Origin of the sequence: Agrobacterium sp. MA01, from assembly GCF_009650195.1 — a bacterium.
Taxonomy (GTDB): Bacteria; Pseudomonadota; Alphaproteobacteria; order Rhizobiales; family Rhizobiaceae; genus Allorhizobium.
This window is the reverse complement of the sequence record NZ_CP045854.1, coordinates 3,018,471-3,037,517: the sequence shown is the minus strand read 5'-3', so window position 1 is coordinate 3,037,517 and position 19,047 is coordinate 3,018,471. Positions and strand designations below refer to the sequence as shown.

19 protein-coding genes are annotated in these 19,047 nt (G+C 62.3%); 13 read left to right on the top strand and 6 right to left on the bottom strand.

What is annotated here, in order from left to right; translation table 11 throughout:
• Positions 1-70: 70 nt before the first annotated feature.
• On the top strand, positions 71-2,305 hold the full coding sequence (locus GH983_RS14710) for a bifunctional diguanylate cyclase/phosphodiesterase (protein ID WP_246727406.1): 2,235 nt from the start codon (positions 71-73) through the stop codon (positions 2,303-2,305).
• A gap of 68 nt (positions 2,306-2,373) precedes the next feature.
• Positions 2,374-2,622 (top strand): hypothetical protein, encoded by a 249-nt coding sequence (locus GH983_RS14705; protein WP_194842724.1) that lies wholly within the window; start codon positions 2,374-2,376, stop codon positions 2,620-2,622.
• Between the two features lie 27 nt (positions 2,623-2,649).
• Here GH983_RS14705 and GH983_RS14700 read toward each other — a convergent pair whose 3' ends face one another.
• On the bottom strand, positions 2,650-3,594 hold the full coding sequence (locus tag GH983_RS14700) for a rhodanese-related sulfurtransferase (protein ID WP_153762784.1): 945 nt from the start codon (positions 3,592-3,594) through the stop codon (positions 2,650-2,652).
• Between the two features lie 172 nt (positions 3,595-3,766).
• Here GH983_RS14700 and GH983_RS14695 point away from each other — a divergent pair, with 172 nt between their 5' ends.
• The 4 genes from GH983_RS14695 to GH983_RS14680 are packed head-to-tail and all read left to right on the top strand — an operon-like array spanning position 3,767 to position 8,431.
• Entirely contained in the window at positions 3,767-5,284 is a 1,518-nt protein-coding gene (locus GH983_RS14695; RefSeq protein WP_153762783.1) for an ABC transporter substrate-binding protein, read from the top strand.
• Positions 5,281-6,216, top strand: a complete 936-nt coding sequence (locus tag GH983_RS14690; RefSeq protein WP_153762782.1) for an ABC transporter permease — start codon at positions 5,281-5,283, stop codon at positions 6,214-6,216. The genes GH983_RS14695 and GH983_RS14690 overlap by 4 nt, the downstream gene beginning before the upstream one ends.
• A complete protein-coding gene (locus GH983_RS14685) occupies positions 6,213-7,031 on the top strand; it encodes an ABC transporter permease (RefSeq protein ID WP_194842723.1) in 819 nt (272 codons plus the stop codon). The genes GH983_RS14690 and GH983_RS14685 overlap by 4 nt, the downstream gene beginning before the upstream one ends.
• Positions 7,028-8,431, top strand: a complete 1,404-nt coding sequence (locus tag GH983_RS14680) for an ABC transporter ATP-binding protein (RefSeq protein ID WP_153762781.1) — start codon at positions 7,028-7,030, stop codon at positions 8,429-8,431. The genes GH983_RS14685 and GH983_RS14680 overlap by 4 nt, the downstream gene beginning before the upstream one ends.
• Here GH983_RS14680 and GH983_RS14675 read toward each other — a convergent pair.
• A complete protein-coding gene (locus GH983_RS14675) occupies positions 8,428-9,336 on the bottom strand; it encodes a CHAD domain-containing protein (RefSeq protein ID WP_153762780.1) in 909 nt (302 codons plus the stop codon). The genes GH983_RS14680 and GH983_RS14675 overlap by 4 nt on opposite strands.
• Positions 9,326-9,808, bottom strand: a complete 483-nt coding sequence (locus GH983_RS14670; RefSeq protein ID WP_054148162.1) for a CYTH domain-containing protein — start codon at positions 9,806-9,808, stop codon at positions 9,326-9,328. The genes GH983_RS14675 and GH983_RS14670 overlap by 11 nt, the downstream gene beginning before the upstream one ends.
• 157 nt (positions 9,809-9,965) lie before the next feature.
• Between GH983_RS14670 and GH983_RS14665 the strand changes: the two genes are divergently transcribed.
• The 4 genes from GH983_RS14665 (at position 9,966) to GH983_RS24330 (ending at position 12,600) form a co-directional block, all read left to right on the top strand.
• On the top strand, positions 9,966-10,604 hold the full coding sequence (locus GH983_RS14665) for a 2-dehydro-3-deoxy-phosphogluconate aldolase (protein ID WP_069043402.1): 639 nt from the start codon (positions 9,966-9,968) through the stop codon (positions 10,602-10,604).
• Between the two features lie 87 nt (positions 10,605-10,691).
• Entirely contained in the window at positions 10,692-11,390 is a 699-nt protein-coding gene (locus tag GH983_RS14660) for a tellurite resistance TerB family protein (protein ID WP_153762779.1), read from the top strand.
• Between the two features lie 104 nt (positions 11,391-11,494).
• Entirely contained in the window at positions 11,495-12,184 is a 690-nt protein-coding gene (locus GH983_RS14655; RefSeq protein WP_069043404.1) for a GNAT family N-acetyltransferase, read from the top strand.
• 14 nt (positions 12,185-12,198) lie between these two features.
• Positions 12,199-12,600: a hypothetical protein gene (locus tag GH983_RS24330; RefSeq protein WP_236759285.1), complete on the top strand. Its 402-nt coding sequence runs from the start codon at positions 12,199-12,201 to the stop codon at positions 12,598-12,600.
• A 6-nt stretch (positions 12,601-12,606) separates the two neighbouring features.
• Here GH983_RS24330 and GH983_RS14645 read toward each other — a convergent pair whose 3' ends face one another.
• The 3 genes from GH983_RS14645 to GH983_RS14635 all read right to left on the bottom strand — a co-directional run bounded on the left by GH983_RS14645 (position 12,607) and on the right by GH983_RS14635 (position 15,349).
• On the bottom strand, positions 12,607-13,728 hold the full coding sequence (locus GH983_RS14645; protein WP_069043405.1) for a nickel/cobalt transporter: 1,122 nt from the start codon (positions 13,726-13,728) through the stop codon (positions 12,607-12,609).
• Positions 13,722-14,366: a DUF1007 family protein gene (locus GH983_RS14640; protein WP_054148167.1), complete on the bottom strand. Its 645-nt coding sequence runs from the start codon at positions 14,364-14,366 to the stop codon at positions 13,722-13,724. Before GH983_RS14640 ends, GH983_RS14645 begins: the two co-directional genes overlap by 7 nt.
• Positions 14,367-14,455: 89 nt before the next feature.
• The gene (locus GH983_RS14635; protein WP_054148168.1) at positions 14,456-15,349 is read right to left on the bottom strand and encodes a LysR family transcriptional regulator; all 894 of its coding nucleotides are present in this window, start codon (positions 15,347-15,349) and stop codon (positions 14,456-14,458) included.
• A gap of 578 nt (positions 15,350-15,927) precedes the next feature.
• Here GH983_RS14635 and odc2 point away from each other — a divergent pair.
• From odc2 to GH983_RS14620, 3 genes are all read left to right on the top strand, one after another.
• The gene (gene odc2 / locus GH983_RS14630) at positions 15,928-17,061 is read left to right on the top strand and encodes an ornithine/lysine decarboxylase (protein WP_054148169.1); all 1,134 of its coding nucleotides are present in this window, start codon (positions 15,928-15,930) and stop codon (positions 17,059-17,061) included.
• Positions 17,062-17,130: 69 nt separating this feature from the next.
• Positions 17,131-17,727, top strand: a complete 597-nt coding sequence (locus tag GH983_RS14625) for a GNAT family N-acetyltransferase (RefSeq protein WP_054148170.1) — start codon at positions 17,131-17,133, stop codon at positions 17,725-17,727.
• Between the two features lie 261 nt (positions 17,728-17,988).
• A complete protein-coding gene (locus GH983_RS14620) occupies positions 17,989-18,687 on the top strand; it encodes an OmpW family protein (protein ID WP_054148171.1) in 699 nt (232 codons plus the stop codon).
• The last annotated feature ends 360 nt before the right edge of the window (positions 18,688-19,047 follow it).

Sequence of the window (19,047 nt, the reverse complement as noted above, 5' to 3'; positions counted from 1 at the left end):
CTCTTCAGTGTGTTAAGTCAAATTGAACACATTTCGACGCAAGGTGTGGCTTCAGCCTTGGGTAGATCGTATGCGGCTTCACCATTTCGACAGACGGCTACGGCCACTTGCCACCCGACGGGTGGCGGTCGCAGTCTTGCTCGTCGTTTTCGCGACCATGGCGATGATGGTTGCCTCGATCGTGATGACCGCGCTCGATCGTGTCGCAAGCTATGCCAACCATCTGGACGAGGAACGCTCGCGCGAAACGCTCGTCGGCGCCGTTCAGACCTTCGAACATCAGCTGGGCGCGACACTGATCGACTACACCGCCTGGGATGATGCCGCGACTAATGCCTATGTCCACAAGGACATGGCCTGGATGATCAGCAATTTCGGCGACATGACCTTCGATAGCGACCTCTTCGACGTGGCGATCGTGCTCGATGCCGAGGGTCGTCCGATGATGGCCTATTCTGACGGGGAGCCGGTCGAGGGCGATGCCCGCGGTTATCTGACACCGGCGTTGATGGAGCTCTTCGACAAGGTGCGCTCGGGCCAGAGCGGCCTCGTTCCACAGTCGCTCGGCTTCATCCGCACGCAGAGGGGGATCGGCTCTGCCGGCGTTGCCCTGATCCGTCCGAAATCAGGAGACGTCGGCGTTCCTCCGGGAGAGCAGGTCTATCTCGCTTTCATCCGGCATCTTTCGCCGCTTACGGTGGAGCGACTGTCCGACGCCTATGTGCTGCCCGGCCTCGTCCTCACGCCGCCATCCACGAACAATGCATCCGTCACGATTTCTGCCCCTTCCGGTCAGGCCATCGCCTCCCTGGCCTGGACCCCGCGTGCCCCGGGGGACCAGAGCCGCGAACAGGTCGCGCCCCTGATCAAGGCGGCGCTGGTGATCGTCACCATCTATGCCCTCCTGCTCGTCATCATCGGTAATGCCGAGTTGCGCCGGGTGCGGGCGGATGAAGCCAATGCCGTCAAACTCGCCCAGTCCGACCGCCTCAGCGGACTTCTCAATCGAGCCGGCCTGACCCAGTTGCTTGAGGATCAGGTGCGACGCGGGCGCGACATTAACGAAGATGTCGTGCTGCTCTATCTCGATCTGGATGGCTTCAAGGAGGTCAATGACGCCTATGGTCATGCGACGGGTGACCGGCTCATCCGCGCGGTCGCGGCCGGCCTTTCTGTTCTTGTCGGGGATGCTTCGTCACTCGCCCGGATCGGCGGCGACGAATTCGGCATCGTGCTCACGGGCAAGGATGCGCAGGAGCGGGCCCTTTCACTTGCAACTTCGATCATCGCCTTCTTCGACGAGCCGGTACTTCTGGGCGAACGGACCGTGGTTGTCGGATGCAGCATCGGCATCTGCGTTTCCGAGGGCGGTCTTGTCGATGGCGGCGAGCTGACGCGCCGCGCCGACATGGCCATGTATTCGTCCAAGGATGGCGGCCGGGGCCGCTGGACGGTCTATGACCCCCGCATGGATGAAGAGCGGCAAAACCGCAATCAGATGGAAATCGATCTGCGCGAGGCCATTGCACACGGTGAGATCGAGGTCGTTTACCAGCCGGTCGTCGATGCCAAGACCTTCACGCTCGTCAGTGTCGAGGCGCTGGCGCGCTGGACGCGCCGGGGCCATGGGCCGGTGTCGCCTGACGTGTTCATTCCGATCGCCGAGACCAGCGGGCTGATCGATCAGCTCGGGCTCTGCGTTCTCAGCCAGGCTCTTCGCCAGCTTGGCGATTGGCCCGAGCTGAAGCTTTCTGTCAACGTTTCTCCCGGTCAGTTCCGGGATCCGGCCTTTGTCGATCATGTCGCGGCGACCTTCGCGGAGGCGCGCATCGAGCCTGGTCGGGTCGTCATGGAGATGACCGAAACCTACTTCATCCAGAGCCCCGAGCGGGCAAGGCTCGCCATGGACCGGCTGCGGTCGCTTGGCCTCAGGATCGCGCTTGATGATTTCGGCGCGGGTTTTTCCAGTGTTGGCTATCTCCGGCAATTCGGCTTCGATCGGATGAAGATCGACCGGTCGCTCGTGCAATCACTCGATCGGGGTCATCGGGCCGTGGAAATGCTGCAGGCAACTGTGGCTCTCGCCCGCTCGCTCGGCATCCCCGTCACTGCCGAGGGGGTCGAGACCGAGCAGCAGGCCGTCATCCTTCGGATTGCTGGCTGCGACCAGTTGCAAGGCTATCTCTTCGGCCGTCCGCAGTCCCCAGAACAGATTGCCGCGCTGATGCTGAGACCGATGGAACTGCGGGCCAAGGCTGCCGAACTTGCCTTTGCCGGCGGCCGCGATGGTGGCCTGCCGGCCTGAGCATAGGAACGGATGATCGGGAACGATTGCCGGTCTTGCGCCTTCTCCTTTCAGAAAGGAGACATTCCATGTTCACCACAGATACCTGGCTTAAAATCGTCTGCAGCATGATGATCAATGCCGTGATCTTCGGAGTCGGCGCCATTCTCGTGCTGTCGATCCCGGCTTTGGCTGCTCACGCCAAGGTCCTGCTGCCGCTGGTCGTCATCGCCGCCTTTGCCGCTGCACCCTTCTTCGCGTTGGTGGTCGCACCGCGCATGCGGCTCAGAAACTGGGGCCGCAAAGGCTGGAAGCGCGGAGATACGATCTCCGGCTGATCAGGCCAAGCATTCCATCGGCGGCTTTCAGCCGCCGATGTGCTTTTCGCCACGCTTCCGTGCGAGCGCGATCTGCAATTGGCGCTGGCGATAGCGGTCGCGGTCGGCCTCGCTGCGTTCGGGATAGCAATGGCTGCAGGAGACACCTTCCTCGTAATGCGGATGGGTCAGTTCCTCTGCCGTGATGGGGTTGCGGCAGGCATGGCAGAGCCTGTGATCGCCTTCTTTAAGGCCATGGGTCACGGAGACCCGCTCGTCAAAGACGAAGCAGGCGCCGTCCCAGAGGCTCTGTTCTTCCGGCACTTCCTCCAGATATTTCAGGATGCCGCCCTTGAGGTGGTAGACCTCGTCGAAGCCCTGTTGCTTCATGAAAGCCGTCGCCTTTTCGCAACGGATGCCGCCGGTGCAATACATGGCAATTTTCGGCTTGTTGTGCAGACCGGGATTGTTCTTCACCCAGTCGGGAAACTCGCGAAAAGTCTTGGTGTTCGGGTCGACGGCGCCGCGGAAGATGCCGATGGCCGTCTCGTAGTCGTTGCGGGTGTCGATGACGATGGTCTCGGGATCTGAGATCAGATCGTTCCAGTCCTTCGGATCGACATAGGTGCCGCCGATCTCGTTGGGGTCGATGTCCTCGACGCCCATGGTGACGATTTCCTTTTTCAGCCGAACCTTCATGCGCAGGAAGGGCATCTTGGAGGCCCGGCTTTCCTTGTGCTCCAGGTTCGAGAATTCCTGCTGACTACGAATGTAGGCAAGCACCTTGGCGATCGCGACGTCTGTGCCGGCGATGGTGCCGTTGATGCCTTCATGGGCAATCAGCAGAGTACCCTTGACGCCTTCTGTTTTGCAAAGGGTCTCGAGTGGCTCCTGGAAGCTTTCGAAGCGCGGGAACTTGGCAAAGTGATAGAGGGCGGCGACGCAAAAGGCGCCGGTTGTCTCAGGGCGGGGAGCTGAAGTGTGTTCGGTCATGGTCTGCGAAATACCCCCTCGGCCCCTGCTGCGCAACGGATTTCCGTTCGCCCGGGCAAGTTTGAAAATCGTCAAGTCGATCGCCGATTGTGCGTTGGTGCGTTGCAGCACTGGACAGCGCGAAAAGCTTTGAGTAGAGGATTGTAACTTTATAACATTATAGGTGATCCTAATGTTCAGGAATATCTTCGCAGCCTCACTCGCGCTTCTGCTCGCCGGTGCGGCGCCCACCATCGCGAACGACGGTGTCGTCGACATCGTCGCGCCCTTTGAAATCGGCGGTCTCGATCCGTCCAAGTCAGGCGATATCTTCCTGCGCATGGGGATCGTCGAGACCCTGGTCGAGGCGGACAAGGATGGCAATCCGGTGCCAGCATTGGCGAAGAGCTGGACGGTCAGCGACGACGGCCTGAGCTGGCGCTTCGAGCTGCAGTCGGGCGTCAGGTTCCAGGACGGCACCGCACTGACGGCGGAGGCAGTCGCCTCTGCGCTCCGGACTGCCAAGGACAAGGCCGGACTTCTGAGCAAGGCGCCGATTGCCGACATCAAGGCCGAAGGGGAGGGCACGGTCGTCGTCTCGCTGACGAAGCCTTTTGTGCCGCTGCTTGCCTTCCTTGCCGAGAGCCGTGCCCAGATCCTGGCACCGGCCTCTTATGAAGGCGCTGACGTCAAGGCGATTATCGGAACGGGACCGTTCAAGCTGACGAAGATCGAGCCGCCGCAGAGCCTCGCCGTCGAGCGCTTTGCCGACTACTGGGGCAATAGGCCCGAAATCGAGAAGGCGACCTATCTTTCGGTCAGCCGCGCCGAGACCCGCGCGCTGATGGCCGAGAGCGGTGACGCCGACTATGTCTTCAACCTCGATCCTGCCAGCCGCACACGGCTTTCGAAGAGCGACAAGGTCGTGCTGCAGTCTGTCTCGATCCCGCGCAGCGTTCTGCTTAAGGTCAATGCCGGTCATCCTTTCCTCGCCGACGTCAAGGCGCGCGAGGCGTTGAGCTTGGCCATCGACCGGGAAGGCCTTGCAGTCGCCATCCTGCGCTATCCGGCGGCTGCGACCCAGCTTTTCCCGCCGAGCTTGAAGATCTGGCACGACGCCGATCTGGCACCGCTCGGCTATGATGTCGACAAGGCCAAGGCGCTGCTCGCAGAACTCGGCTGGACGGCGGGTGACGACGGCATTCTGGTCAAGGACGGCAAGCCGTTTGCTCTGACGCTGACCACCTATCCGGACCGCCCGGAACTGCCGTTGATCGCCGCCGTCCTGCAGGACCAGTTGAAGGAAATCGGCGTTGCTCTCACCATCAACTCGACCAATTCCTCCGAGATTCCGGCCAAACATCAGGACGGCTCGCTGGAACTGGCGCTGATGGCGCGTAACTTCGCGCTGGTTCCCGATCCGATCGGCACCATGCTTTCGGACTACGGCCCTGGTGGTGGTGACTGGGGTGCGATGAACTGGACGAATGCCGGCTTCGAAAAGGCGCTGGATGATCTGACCCGCGTTGCGGATCCCGCTGAAGGCGAAACGCTGCGCCACCAGGCCGTGGCCGCTATCCAGGCTGATCTGCCGGTCATTCCAATCGCCTGGTATCAGCAAACGGTGGCCTTCTCGCCGAAACTTGAGGGCGCCACGATCGACCCCTTCGAGCGGACGTTTGGTCTTGAAACCATGCGGTGGGCGAAATGATCAGGGCGATCCTGAACCGCCTGATCCAGGCGGCTCTGGTGGCCTTCATGGTGGGTATCATCTGCTTTGTGATGACACGGTCGCTTCCGGGCGACCTCGCCTACCGGATTGCTGCGGGCCGCTATGGCTATGATGTCGTCGACAGTGCGGCCGCTGCCAAGGTTGCGGCCGAGCTCGATCTCGCCAAACCGGCCATCCTGGCACTCTTCGACTGGATGGCCGACCTCATGCGCCTTGATCTCGGCACATCGCTCATCAGCGGCAAACCGGTCATCGAGGAAATCGGCATTCAGCTCGGCCACACGGTCCAACTGGCGCTGGCCGCGATCGTCCTGTCGTTGTTCATCGGGCCGCCGCTTGGCATTCTCGCGGGTCTCAGGCCCGGCGGGGTGCTCGACCGCACACTGATGCTGGTGTCGACGGGGCTGCGTGCCCTGCCGCAGTTCGTTGTCGGCCTGGTCCTGATCATCATCTTCGGGATCACCTTCAATCTGCTGCCCGTGGCAGGCCACACCCATGGTGCGCACCTCGTGCTCCCGGCACTGACGCTGGCGCTCGGTCTTGCGGCCGTCTCCAACCGGGTGGCGCGGGATGCCATGGTCGCGGTTTCGCGCTCGCCTTACTACAGCTTCGGCCGCACGAAGGGGCTCTCCGAGTGGCAGGTGTTTTCGCGGCATGGATTGCGCAATGTTGCCGTCCCCATCGTCACCTATCTCGGCGTGCAGTTCGTCTATCTCGTCGAAGGCGTCGTGGTGGTCGAGACGCTGTTTGCCTGGCCGGGCATCGGCCATGCGCTGGTGCATGCGATCTTCGGGCGGGATGTGCCGATGATCCAGGGCACGGCGCTTGTCATGGGGCTGATGTTCGTCGCGCTCAACGCGCTGGTCGATCTCTTCTGCCATGGTATCGATCCGAGGAGGCGCAGCGCATGACCACGTTTGATTATGTGGCGCCGCGCCCGGCGCGCTGGCCGCTGCGCCGGCTCGCCGGTGTGGCGATCCTTGGCGGATTGCTGGCTTTCGCCTTTCTGCCGCTTCTGATCGGTGGCGCCGATCCGCTGAAACAGACGCTGCGCTACAGCCTGCAAGGGCCGAGCACTGTTGACTGGTTCGGCTACGACCATCTCGGCCGCTCCATGCAGGCGCGGCTTGCGGGTGCCTTGCGCCTGTCGCTCGGACTGGCGCTTCTGTCGGTGTTCACCGCGATGATCCCCGGCGTGTTGCTCGGCGTGCTCGCCGCCTGGCGCGGCGGTTTTGCCGATAGCGCCGTGGGAGCGGTGTCGGAGGCGTTCCTCGCACTTCCGGGGCTGCTTCTGGTGCTGATGCTGACGGCGATCGTGCCTGATAATCCGGCGATGCTTTATGTCGGCATCTCGCTGGTCCTGTGGGTCGAATACTTCCGCCTGACGCGGGCCATGGCGCGACCGCTCTTGCTGTCACCAGCGGTGGAGGCCTCGCGTCTGCTCGGCTTCGGTCCCGCCTATATCCTGCGCCGGCATCTCTGGCCGGAGCTTGCGCCGATGATTTTGACGGTGGCCGCCTATGGTGCTGCCTCTGCGATCATGGCGATCGCGGCGCTCGGCTTCGTCAGCGTCGGCGTCCGTCCGCCGACCCCGGAGCTCGGATCGATGATGATCGAACTGCTTCCCTACTATCAGGAAGTGCCACATGCGCTGTTGCAGCCGATTGCCGTGATCTTCCTGATGGTGCTCGCCCTGCAGCTGATCGGCGGAAAGGACAAGCCATGACCATTCTTCTGTCGGTCGAAGCCGCGGCCGTCTCTGCCGTGACCGGCGAGATCGTTGCCCCGGTCTCATTTTCCCTCAAGGCCGGACGGCCCTTCACCATCCTCGGCGAAACCGGCTCGGGCAAGAGCCTGCTCGCCCAGGCGATCATCGGGATTTTGCCGGAGGGGCTGGTAGCCACTGGTTCTGTGACCATCGACGGGCAGGTCCTGTCGCTGGCCGAGCCGAAACGGTTCCGGCCGCTCTGGGGCCGCAAGGTCGGCGTGCTGCCGCAGGAGCCCTGGCTGGCGCTTGATCCGACCATGTTGGCGCTCGACCAGGTGGCCGAGGGGCATCGCTATCTCGGTCGTCTCGGGGAAGACGAGTCCATCTCCGCTGCTCGCACCGATCTCGAAGCGCTGGGCGTGCTCGATGCCGAGGCGAAGCTTCCCGGACAGCTTTCAGGCGGCATGGCGCAGCGCGTCGCCTTTGCCGCCGCGCGCGCCGGTGGCGCCCGGATCATCATCGCTGACGAGCCGACCAAGGGGCTCGATGTTGCCCGCCGGGACGAGGTGATCGCGCTTCTGATGCAGGAGGTGCAAGCGGGGGGCACGGTGCTCACCATCACCCATGACCTCGCGCTCGCCCGGCAGATGGGCGGCGATCTCGCCGTCATGCTGGAGGGCAAGATCATCGAAGTGGGCGAGGCGGCAGACGTGCTGACATCGCCCTCGCACTGCTATACGCAGCGGCTGATCGCCGCCGAACCGGAGAACTGGGCGCAACGTGCTTCGGCAGTTCGTGACGATGCGGACCCGATCCTGATCGCCTCCGGCCTGAAGAAGGCGCGTGGCGGCAAGCTGCTGTTTGACGGACAGGAAATCGCGCTTCGTCCCGGCGAGATCGTCGGGATCACTGGGTCGAGCGGATCGGGCAAGAGCTCCCTCGGAGACGTTCTGCTTGGGCTGTTGACACCCGATGCCGGCGAGGTCACCCGCCTGCCGCAGGCGTCTGCCGTTCGCTACCAGAAGCTCTATCAGGATCCGCCCTCTGCCTTTCCGCAGAAGACCACGCTCGGCGAGGCGATCGCCGATCTGGTGCGGCTGCATCGGCTCGATGGCGCGCGCGTCCAGCCTCTGATGGAACGGCTGCGCCTCTCCCAGGTGCTTCTGACGCGCCTCCCGACGGAGGTGTCCGGTGGCGAACTGCAACGCTTTGCTCTTCTGCGCGTGCTGCTGCTCGATCCTGTCTTCCTGTTTGCCGATGAGCCGACTTCGCGTCTCGATCTGATCACCCAGCAGGAGACCATCGATCTCTTGACGGAACTGGCGCGAGAGCGGAACTGCGCGGTTCTGCTTGTCAGCCACGACGCAGCCCTGATCGAGAAGACCTGCGATCGTCAGGTGCGCATCGGCAGCGCCTAGGCCGTTGCCCGGAGCCAGAGGGTCTCGATGACACCGGCCTCGACTTTGGCGGGGTCGGCGAAGACCTGACCGGCAAGTGCCACAGCTTCGCGGCGCAGGTCCTGCTGGCGGCGGATGATGATCGCCAGCAGGAAGGACTGACCTTCACCATTACCGAAGATCTCGGGCTCATGGTCGAGCAGGGCCGTCAACACCGTCAAATCGTGTTCATGGCCAAGCAGGTCGACAAGTCTCTTGCCGTCCCGGCGTTTGGCGGCAAAGGCACTCGGCCAGAGTTCCCGCATCAGCGAGAGGTTCATCCAATAGGCCTGGGCCGCCTTGCGCAGGTCGTGATAGGCCTCGCCATGGCCTTGTCCTTCGCAAAACTCCAGTGCCTCCGCCGCACGCTGCAAACCCTTGCGCCAGCCTCTGGCCAGAAGGCGCGCCGCGTGTCCCGGTCTCGAGGGAAGTTCGAGTGCATCGAGCGCTGCATGAGCTGCGTGGCACTGATCGATCGCGTGCCGAACCTTGTCCTCGAGATCCGTCTCGGAAGAGGCAATGTCGTCGCGCCTCAGGACGAGGACGGTGCGAGCCGCATCCAGAGTCTCGGCTTCGTCATCGGTCAGGGTGTGCTCGGAAAGGTGGTCGACGGTTTCGATCAGGGCTGTCGCGTCACGCACAAGAGAGAGGCCGCGGGCGGTGTCGCTAATGCGGGCATTCTCCTGGCGCCGGAATGTCCTGTCGGCGGAGGCGACGAGACGGTAGAGGTTTCGGACCCTTTTGAACTTCTTGCGGGCCTCATGGATCGCCACGTGCAAACCGTCGGGTCTGGTCTCCAGAGCCGCGATGGCGCGCTCCAGCTGTTCGCGGGCGATCCGCCTGACTTCTGTCTCCAGTCCGGCGTCCGGGCTGATCCTATAGGGCATGCACCAGCCCCGGGCGGCTTCGCTGGGTCGCGAGGGACTGGTTGGAATACCGCTTGTCTCCCGTCACCTCACGGCCAAGCCATGCGGGCAGCTTGGGATCATCGGTCTCCGACTGCATCTCGACTTCGGCAATGACGAGGCCGCGGTGATTGCCGGCGAAGACGTCGACTTCCCAGGTGAAGCCGGCAAAATCGACCGTGTAGCGTGTCTTGTCGATCACATGGCCATCGGCAATGCCGATCATTTCGCGGGCGTCGTCTATGGGGATGGGGTATTCGAATTCGTCGCGGACCCGGAGGTTGCTGCCGAATTTGATCGTGACCTGGGCGGTCGCATCGTTCTTGGTGCGGATGCGGACCGAGCGGTCGCTTTCGGCGCAGATATAGGCCTGCCTGATCTGGGTCTCGGACGTTACGCCGCCCTTCCAGGCATCGTCCCGCACAAGAAACTTGCGTTCGATTTCCTTCGCCATACGCTCACGCTCCGAAAACAATTACGCCGGTGGACCATAGCGGAGGCGGCCGTGTTAGGAAACTGGAAAGATTCCGTGCTAGCTGTCGGTCTCGACAATCCGGTCGGCGCGGGTTAGTGAAAACCCGATCTAATCGTTTTAAAAAGAGGGTTCTGCCATGGGCGACAAAACCGAAAAGCTCCTCTCCACCTTGAAGCTTCAGCCGGTCGTGCCGGTTTTGATCGTTGAGGATGCCAAGACGGCGGTGCCGTTGGCGCGTGCTCTTGTCGCAGGCGGGTTGAAGGCGATCGAAATCACGCTCCGGACCGATGCTGCACTTGAAGCCGTCCGGCTCGTGGCTCAGGAAGTCGAAGGCGCCGTCGTTGGTGCCGGTACCATCCTCAACGCCGCCCATTATGCCGCAGCCGTCGATGCTGGCTCGCAGTTCATCGTCAGCCCCGGCACGACGCAGGAACTGCTCGACGTGGCACGGAGCTCCGACATTCCGCTTCTGCCGGGCGCGGCCACCGCTTCGGAAGTGATGGCGCTGCGCGAAGAGGGCTACAAGGTCCTGAAGTTCTTCCCCGCCGAGCAGGCTGGCGGTGCCGCCTATCTCAAGGCCCTGTCCTCGCCGCTCGCCGGAACGCTGTTCTGCCCGACCGGCGGTATCTCGCTGAAGAACGCCATGGACTACCTTTCGCTGCCGAACGTCGTCTGTGTCGGCGGCTCCTGGGTTGCGCCGAAGGAACTGGTTTCGGCCGGCGACTGGGCTGGCATCACCAAGCTTGCCAGCGAAGCGTCCGCGCTTAAGGGTTGATTTCTTCATCAGCGTGTCCAGCAGGCTCTTTGTAATGTCACGGTCGCTTCCTATCTAGGGGGCGACCGTTTTAACAAGGAGACCGCGATGTTTGACGCCAAGAAGCTGCTGGATCAATTCCTCGGATCGCAGATGCCGGGAGCATCCGGCTCGATCGGCCAGAAGGGGAACGATATCCTCGGTATGGCGAAGGCCAACCCCTGGAAGAGCGGCGCGCTTGCTGCCGTGCTGCTCGGCACGAAGACCGGTCGATCGCTCGGCGGCAACGCGCTTAAGCTCGGCGGCCTCGCCGTGATTGCCGGTCTCGGCTACCAGGCCTACAAGAATTATCAGACGGGTCAGAAACCCGAGCCGACACAGGCCTTGCCGGAACTTCTGCCGCCGCCGCAAGATTCGCCCTTCAGCACCGAGCCCCAGGCCATCTCGAATGATTTCGCCCTGTCACTGGTGCGGGCGATGATCGCTGCCGCCAAGGCCGATGGCCATATCGATGCCAGCGAGCGCTCGCGGATCATGGACAAGATCCATCTCTCCGGCCTCGGTGCAGAAGCGGAAGCCTTCATTGAGGCCGAGCTTGCCAAGCCGATCGATCTCGATGCACTCGTTGCTTCGGCCAAGACCGAGGAGCAGAGGGTAGAGATCTACACCGCTTCGCGTTTGACCATCGAGCCTGATACCCGCACGGAGCGCGGTTACCTCGACATGCTGGCTGGGCGCTTGGGTCTCCCGGATGCGCTGGTCGATCATATCGAGGCGACCGTTGCCTCCGCGAAGATCAGCCTCTGACGTTTTGCTGCGGCATCCGGTCCGGGCTCGCGACTGCCCGGATGGTTGCCTTTGTCGGCTGTGTGCCCTAAGCCTCGGGCCATTATTTCGCCCGAGGCGTTTTCATGCGTGACCTGTCGACCTTCAAGGGATGTCCGTCACCCCAGCCTGTCAGGCTGGAGGGGCGTTTCGTCGTGGTCGAGCCCTATGATCGAGCCGCGCATCTCGCACCGCTCTGGAGCGGTCTCGGCGGGATTGCGATCAATGCGCTGCTCACCTACTTCACTCAGCCCGATTTCAACGGCATCGAGGATTTCGAGGCCTGGTTGGCGGCCGTCCAGAAAGGTGGCTGGGTCACGGAGGTCTTCCGAGATAAGGCGACGGGCAAGATCGTCGGCATGGCAAACTACATGCGACCCGATCCGGCCAATGGCGTCGTGGAAATCGGTGGTGTGGCGCATGGTCCTGCCATGAGCCGTTCGCCGCTTTCGACCGAGGCGCATTATCTTCTGGCCCGGCACGTCTTCGACGATCTCGGCTATCGCCGCTACGAATGGAAGTGCCACAACGAGAACGAGCCGAGCAAGGTGACGGCGAAGCGCTACGGCTTCAGCTTCGAAGGCGTGTTCCGCCAGCACATGCTGTCGAAAGGCCGAAATCGCGACACCGCCTGGTTCTCGATGATCGACAGTGAGTGGCCATTGATCCGAGCCGCCTTCGAGGCCTGGCTTTCGCCTGAGAATTTCGACGAGGCCGGCCGCCAACGGCGTCGGCTGGAGGATCTGCGGGCCGAGCTCGCGGCCTCAGAGACCTGATAGGAAAGCAAATCGTGAAGCCGAACATCTTCAGCATCATCCTTTATGTCGGCACGGCAATCACCGTTGCCGCACTTGCCTATGCGAGCTTCCAGAGCGCGACGGTCGCCTGGTCGGTCGGCATCTGCGTGGCGATCGGGGTCGTGGTCTACGCCTTCAGCAAATTGCCGGAACCGAAGAAGGTCGCGCGGTCCGAGGAAACGTCGAGCACGACGCGCTCGCCGGCAGCGCAGGCTGCTGTCGTTGTTGCCGTGATCTTCGGCCTGATGCTGATCGTTCCGACCGTTGTGCTCTGGCTGGGGCGCTACTCGCCCGAACTCGGTGCCTTCGTGGGTGGCGTCGCCCTGATGGCGATGTTTCTGATCCTGTGGCTCCGCTCACGCTATCAGCGCAGCCGGGACGGGGACCAGAGCTGATTTCTCTCAGCCGTTCAGGCTGGCTGCGAGAAGAAGGGCGCCGAGCAGGATAACGAGCAGTGCTGCGCCGACTTCGATCGAGCTTGCGACGACGCCTGCGCGGCGCGATCCAGGACCGGAGAGTTTCAGCGCAATGCCCTTGGCGCCGACCGCAAGGCTGGCGAGAATCGAAACGGTGATCGCGGTGCCGAGTGCCATGGCGAAAACCGACAGCACGCCGCCGAGCAGCAAGCCGTTCAGCAGCGAGAAGGTCATCACCAGAAGTGCGCCGGAGCAGGGACGCATTCCGACCGCGATGACGGCCGACCAGGCGTCCCGAAGGCTGAAAGCGCTGCCGCCGACGAGGCTCGGATCGGGCAGGTGGGCGATGCCGCATTCGTGGCAGACAGACCCTGGAGCCAGCGCATCGTGATCATGGGCGACCGCCAGGGCGCGGAAGCGTGAGCCGGTCGTCTCGCCAGTCGAGGTGGTCTCGGTCGGACCAGCAAACAGCGAGGCCGTGACGCTGCCGCCGGATGACGTGTCGGCACTCTCGAACAGGCTGCCCGTCGCCGCAGTCACCCGATTCGTTTGTGCGAAGGAGGCCTTCAGCTTGCGCACCAGCAGCCACAGGCCGAAGGCGACGATCATCGCGTAGCTCGCAATCTCCAGCGTTCGCGTCGCATCCGTCATGCTGATCGCGGTGCCGCGCAGCACGACATAGGCAGTGCCGACGACCGCGATCGCGACGAGACCCTGCAGGAATGCCGAGACGAAGGAAATCAGGATGCCGCGGCGCAGCTCGATTTCATTGGCGAGCAGATAGGATGAGATGACCGCTTTGCCATGGCCGGGGCCGGCGGCGTGGAAAATCCCGTACAAGAAAGAGAGGCCGACCAGCGTGACGAGACTTGCGGGATCCTCGCGCATGGCCTTCAGCGCTTCGGTGAGCGATCGGTAGAAGGTCTGCTGGTGGGCGTTGATCCAGACCAGCAATTCGGCGAAGGGGCCGCCCGAGGGCTGGTAGCTGGGTTCGGCCGTGCCGATGCCAAGCGGGGAGGCGGCATGGGCGAGGCCTGCGAGAAGCACAAGCGCCAGTGTCGCGGCAATGAGACCCGAAATGCGCAAGCGGCCGGCCGTCGTCAGCATGTGACCTCCATCCGGGTGGCAAACAGCTTGCCCATGTCATTGCCGGTCGGGTCGCTGAAGAAAGCCTCGGTGAGGTTGAGCTGGTTCTGGGCGATGACCTCGTCCGGATCGGGGCGGACGACCTTGTGGGTGCAGGCCGCGAAGGCCTTGCCCTCGACCACCATGTCCTCGTCCTTGGCGAAGTCGATCGCCGTGTAGAGCGTCGGATCGTAGACGCCGAAATTCATCCGCCCGCCGATCACGACCGGCGTCTTTGGCTTTGCGACGAAGAAGACCAGGAGCTGATTGTCCTTGAAGTCGACGTTGAAGACCTCGGGTTTCGCGATTTCGGAGGTGGCGCCATCCTTGGTGATGAAGGTGAAATAGCTGTAATCGCCCAGCGAATCGCGGATCGTATTGGCGATTTCGTTCAACTCGCTGTGGTCGAGCTTCAGGTCGCTGTTCTTGTCGAAGTCCATGAGAACGCTTGAGGAGAAGATGTCGTCGAAGCGCCAGACATTGCGCAGTTCCTTCAGCGTGCCGTCATCGGCCGCTACGATCTCGAGCCGGGCCTCGGCGAAGATATGCGGATGGGAAAGTGCCGGTGTGGCAAAGGCTGTGACCGTTGCGGCCGCCCAGTAACCGAGCCTCTTCAGCATGCTCCCAAAACCCTTCCCGATTTCCCGCTTGAGGTCTCTCCCTGTCCGATGAATGGGACAAAAGTGGGACCCGATGTGGCGCTCACGGCTCAGGAGTAGCGCTTGAACCATGCGTGAAGGTAGTCGACGAAGGCGCGGACCTTGGCCGGCAGGTAACGGCGGTGCGGATAGACGGCGTAGATGCCGCGGTCCTTGGCGATGAAGTCGTCGAAGAGCGAGACCAGTTCGCCCGACGCCAGATAGGGGCGGGCAATGAAGTCGGGGATCATGGCGACGCCCATTCCGGCCCGTGCAGCGCGCAGGGTCGCCAGCGGGCTGTTGACCTCGATGGGGCCCGAAACGTTGACCGAGATCATGTCGCCATCCGCCTCCATGAAGCGCAGGCTGTTGTGGGAGCGTGAATTGGTATCGATCAGGAAGGGGATGCGTGACAACTCGCTCGGATGCACCAGCGGGCCGTTTTCCGCGATGAAGGCGGGTGTCGCGCAGGCATAGACGCGGAAGTCGGAGAGCTTGCGGGCGATCATGCCGGAATCGTCAAGCTTGGTGATTCGGATGCCGAGGTCGAAGCCCTCCTCGATCAGGTCGACGAATCGGTCTTCCGCGACGATTTCGAGCGAGAGCTGCGGGTTCTCCCTGGCGAAATCGATCAGCGACTGCCCGACATCGGCATCGATGAAGGTGCGGGGAACGGTGACCTTGAGCTTGCCCTTGAGGTCGGCATTGTTCTCGCGCACCAGGTCTGCAAGGTTGTCGATCTCCTTCAGGATGTCAGCGGCGGTGCGAAAATAGGTGTGGCCGGCTTCGGTCAGCGAGAACTGCCGGGTGGTGCGATTGAGCAGGAGGGCGCCGAGTTCATCCTCCAACTCCCGGACATACTTGGACAAAAGTGCCTTTGAGCGGCCCGTCTTGCGGGCGGCAGCGGAAAAACCCTCTGCTTCCACCACGTCGATGAAGGCTCTGATGCGCGTCAGCGTGTCCATTCTCGTCCCATTCCCCTCGCAAAGTTGCCGGATTGTGAACAAAGCGCACGCTTCGTTCAATAGCTGCCGCAGAAACCGCGAAAAAACTTCCGTGCGGCCTCAAAAATTCTCTTGATTATGACAAGGACATTTCTTATCTCCTGCTCAGCCCAAAGTCGCACGTGCCCGTGTGTGTCCGCCGACCCTCGAACTGGGATTTATCCCTAAGGTGAGGTTATCGGTAAGGTACCTGGAACTAACCCCTCCAGTCGCTATTCCGGCCAACCGGAAAATGCGAGGACATACGAAGCAACGACGGTGCGGGCCTTTCTAGTCTCTTCCGGCTTTCCATCAGCTGGAGTTACTTCAGAGGCACACCATCATTGCCGGAAGTGCGGTAGGGTCTCCCTCCAATCCATGGCAGACAAAGCGGATTAATGTGCTCGTTCCAGAGTGCGTCGATCCATCGTTTCGCGCGTCGAGCGTTCGTACGGTACCGGTGTCTCCACCGACTGGTTTCGAGCGATGTCTCGCCGTCCTTTGTCCACCCGAAGCTTGGCAGCTTCGGACATCCTTGGAATTTTGGAAGGGTTAGACCGATGACCACTGCTCGCATCCTCGACTTCATCAACACCCGACGTCCCGAAGGTCCCTGCCTCGTGGTCGACCTCGACGTCGTGCGCGACAATTTCGGTGCCTTCCGTCATGCCCTGCCGGACAGCGCCATCTACTACGCAGTCAAGGCGAACCCGGCGCCGGAGATCCTCCAGCTCCTGGCCTCGCTGGGCTCGAACTTCGACTGCGCTTCCGTTGCCGAGATCCAGATGGCGCTCGATGCCGGTGCAGATGCTTCGCGCATCTCGTTTGGCAACACCATCAAGAAGGAGCGCGACATTGCGCGTGCCTTCGCACTCGGCGTCAACCTCTATGCCGTCGACAGCCATGAGGAAGTCGAGAAGATCGCGCGTGCCGCTCCTGGCGCTCGTGTGTTCTGCCGCGTCCTCACGGATGGTGAAGGCGCCGAATGGCCGCTTTCCCGCAAGTTCGGCTGCGTGCCGCAGATGGCCGTCGACGTGCTCGTCTATGCACACCAGCTCGGGCTGGAATCCTTCGGCGTCTCGTTCCATGTCGGTTCGCAGATGACCAAGGTCGATGCCTGGGACGGCGCCCTTGCCGATGCGAAGCGCGTGTTCAACTCGCTCGCCAAGCAGGGCATCGTCTTGAAGATGGTCAACATGGGTGGTGGTTTCCCGACCAAGTACCTGCGCGACATCCCGTCGGCAGAAGCTTATGGTCAGGCGATCAACGCGTCGCTGAAGAAGCACTTCGGCAACAACATCCCGCAGACCATCATCGAGCCGGGCCGCGGCATGGTCGGCAATGCTGGCGTGATCAAGGCGGAAGTCGTTCTGATCTCGAAGAAGTCTGACAATGACGAGCATCGCTGGGTGTTCCTCGACATCGGCAAGTTCGGCGGTCTCGCCGAAACCATGGACGAAGCGATCCGTTACCCGATCCGCACCGTCCGTGACGCCGACGACATGGCGCCATGCGTTCTCGCCGGTCCGACCTGCGATTCCGCCGATGTGCTCTATGAGAAGAACATGTATCCGCTGCCGATCTCGCTTTCGATCGGCGATGAGGTTCTGATCGAGGGTACCGGCGCCTACACCACCACCTACTCGGCGGTGGCGTTCAACGGCTTCGACCCGCTGAAGTCTTACGTCATCTGACGTCTCCCGCGCCGGCCAACCGGCGCGGACCCTCACAATTATCGTCATCGCTTGGGATGGGAGGCCAGAATGGCCGCTGTTCTGGAAAGCATGCGCGCGCTTTTTGCGCCGGCGCCTGCATTTGTCATCGATCATGAAACGCCGGCCGACGTGGTCGCGCGCGAAGCGCTGCTTGACCGCACCATGGGCCGCGACCGCCGCAAGAAGTCGTCGGAGAAGATTCGCAGTGGTCGCATTCCAGCCGAAGGGCTGGCACTCGTCGCCCGCGATCGGGCTGGCCACGTCATCGGAACCGTGCGTCTTTGGAGTATCGAGGCCGGCGTCAGCCGTGAAGGCCAGGCAATCGACGCGCTGCTGCTCGGTCCGCTTGCCGTCGACTGCGCCCATGAGGGCAAGGGGATTGGAGCGGCACTGATGCGGGCTGCGCTTCTTGAGGCCCGCAAGCGCGGCCATGGCGCCGTGCTTCTCGTGGGTGACGCGCCTTACTACGAGCGTTTCGGCTTCTTCGCCGACAAGACGCAGCATCTGGTGATGCCGGGTCCGTTTGCGCGTGACCGCTTCCTGGCGCTGGAACTCGTGCCCGGCTGGCTCGAAGGAGCTGCCGGCATGGTGGTCGCGTCCGGTCGCAAGCTGTCACAGCCGATGGTCTCGCGCCGCGCAGCCTGATTGAAGGTTCCCGGATGCTTGCTGAAGGGCCCGGCCGCGATTCGTCGCGCCGGGCCCTTTGCTTTGCGCTCTGCTCTGGCAGGGCCTCAGGTGGGTTTTCAATCGTCAACTCTGGTTGTGTCGCGCCGGTCACAGTCGCTGCGGCGATGGTTGTTTTATATAGTCGAGAGCTAACCTATTGATCTGGCTCAAGATACTCGTCTCTTCCGGGCTGCTAGTTGGCGTCGGCTCCACGCCACCAGTTGTTTCAAGGAGAGAATGATGACCACCGTCCGGACTGCCTCGACCCGCGCTCTTGCCACGACCGCCACACTGTTGCTGCTTGCCCCGGCAGTCTTCGCGGCGGACATAGCGCCGCTTATGGAGCCGGCACCGGAAGCGGCGACCGAGGCGTTGGCCGCGCCAAGCCCCTGGCAGGTCCGCGTGCGCGGTCTCGGAGTCATCACCAATGATTCGGGTTCGGTGAACGGCGTTGGCGGTTCGGATTTATCCTACAGTGACAGCGTGATCCCCGAACTCGACATCACCTATTATCTGACCGACAATTTTGCCGCCGAACTGATCCTCGGCACGACCTATTCGAACATCTACGCGGAGGGGAGCCTGGCTGCTGTCGGCAAGGTCGGCAAGAGCTGGCTTCTGCCGCCGACACTGACGCTGCAGTACCACTTTACCGATTTCGGCGCGTTCAAGCCCTATGTCGGTGCCGGCGTCAACTACACCATGTTCTACAGCCAGAAGGGCGATGCAGCGACCGCGCTCGACGTCAAGAACACCTTCGGCACGGCGCTGCAGGTCGGGGCCGACTACATGATCAACGAACATTGGGGCGTCAACTTCGATGTCAAGAAGCTGTTCCTGAAGGCCGACTTCGACGCGACCATCGGCGGTACCAATTACTCCGGCAAGGCCAAGCTCGATCCGTGGCTGATCGGCGCGGGTATCACCTACAGGTTCTGAACGGAAACCGCATCCGGTCCGGATGCGGCATCCTTGAAAAGGGGCGGGCCAGAGAGCTCGCCCTCAACACCCCAAAACGATCTCGCATGTCATCCGCAAATGTAGTCCGGGATGGGAGCCCTAGTGTCTGGGGCAGATCCGGTGGCGACTCCTGCGGAATTTGGTGTGGCAAAACGCACGCACTCCTCACACAGTCCTGACAAGAGCCGTCCTTTTTTCCGCCATGAGCGGGAACTATCTTCTCGTTCATCGCTTCTTGCTGCGGGGTCCGGCGCGAAAAATTTCGCACGGGCGGGAACAAATACGCCGGATAGGTTTAGGTGATTATGTTGTATAATCATCACATACATTAACCAGAGA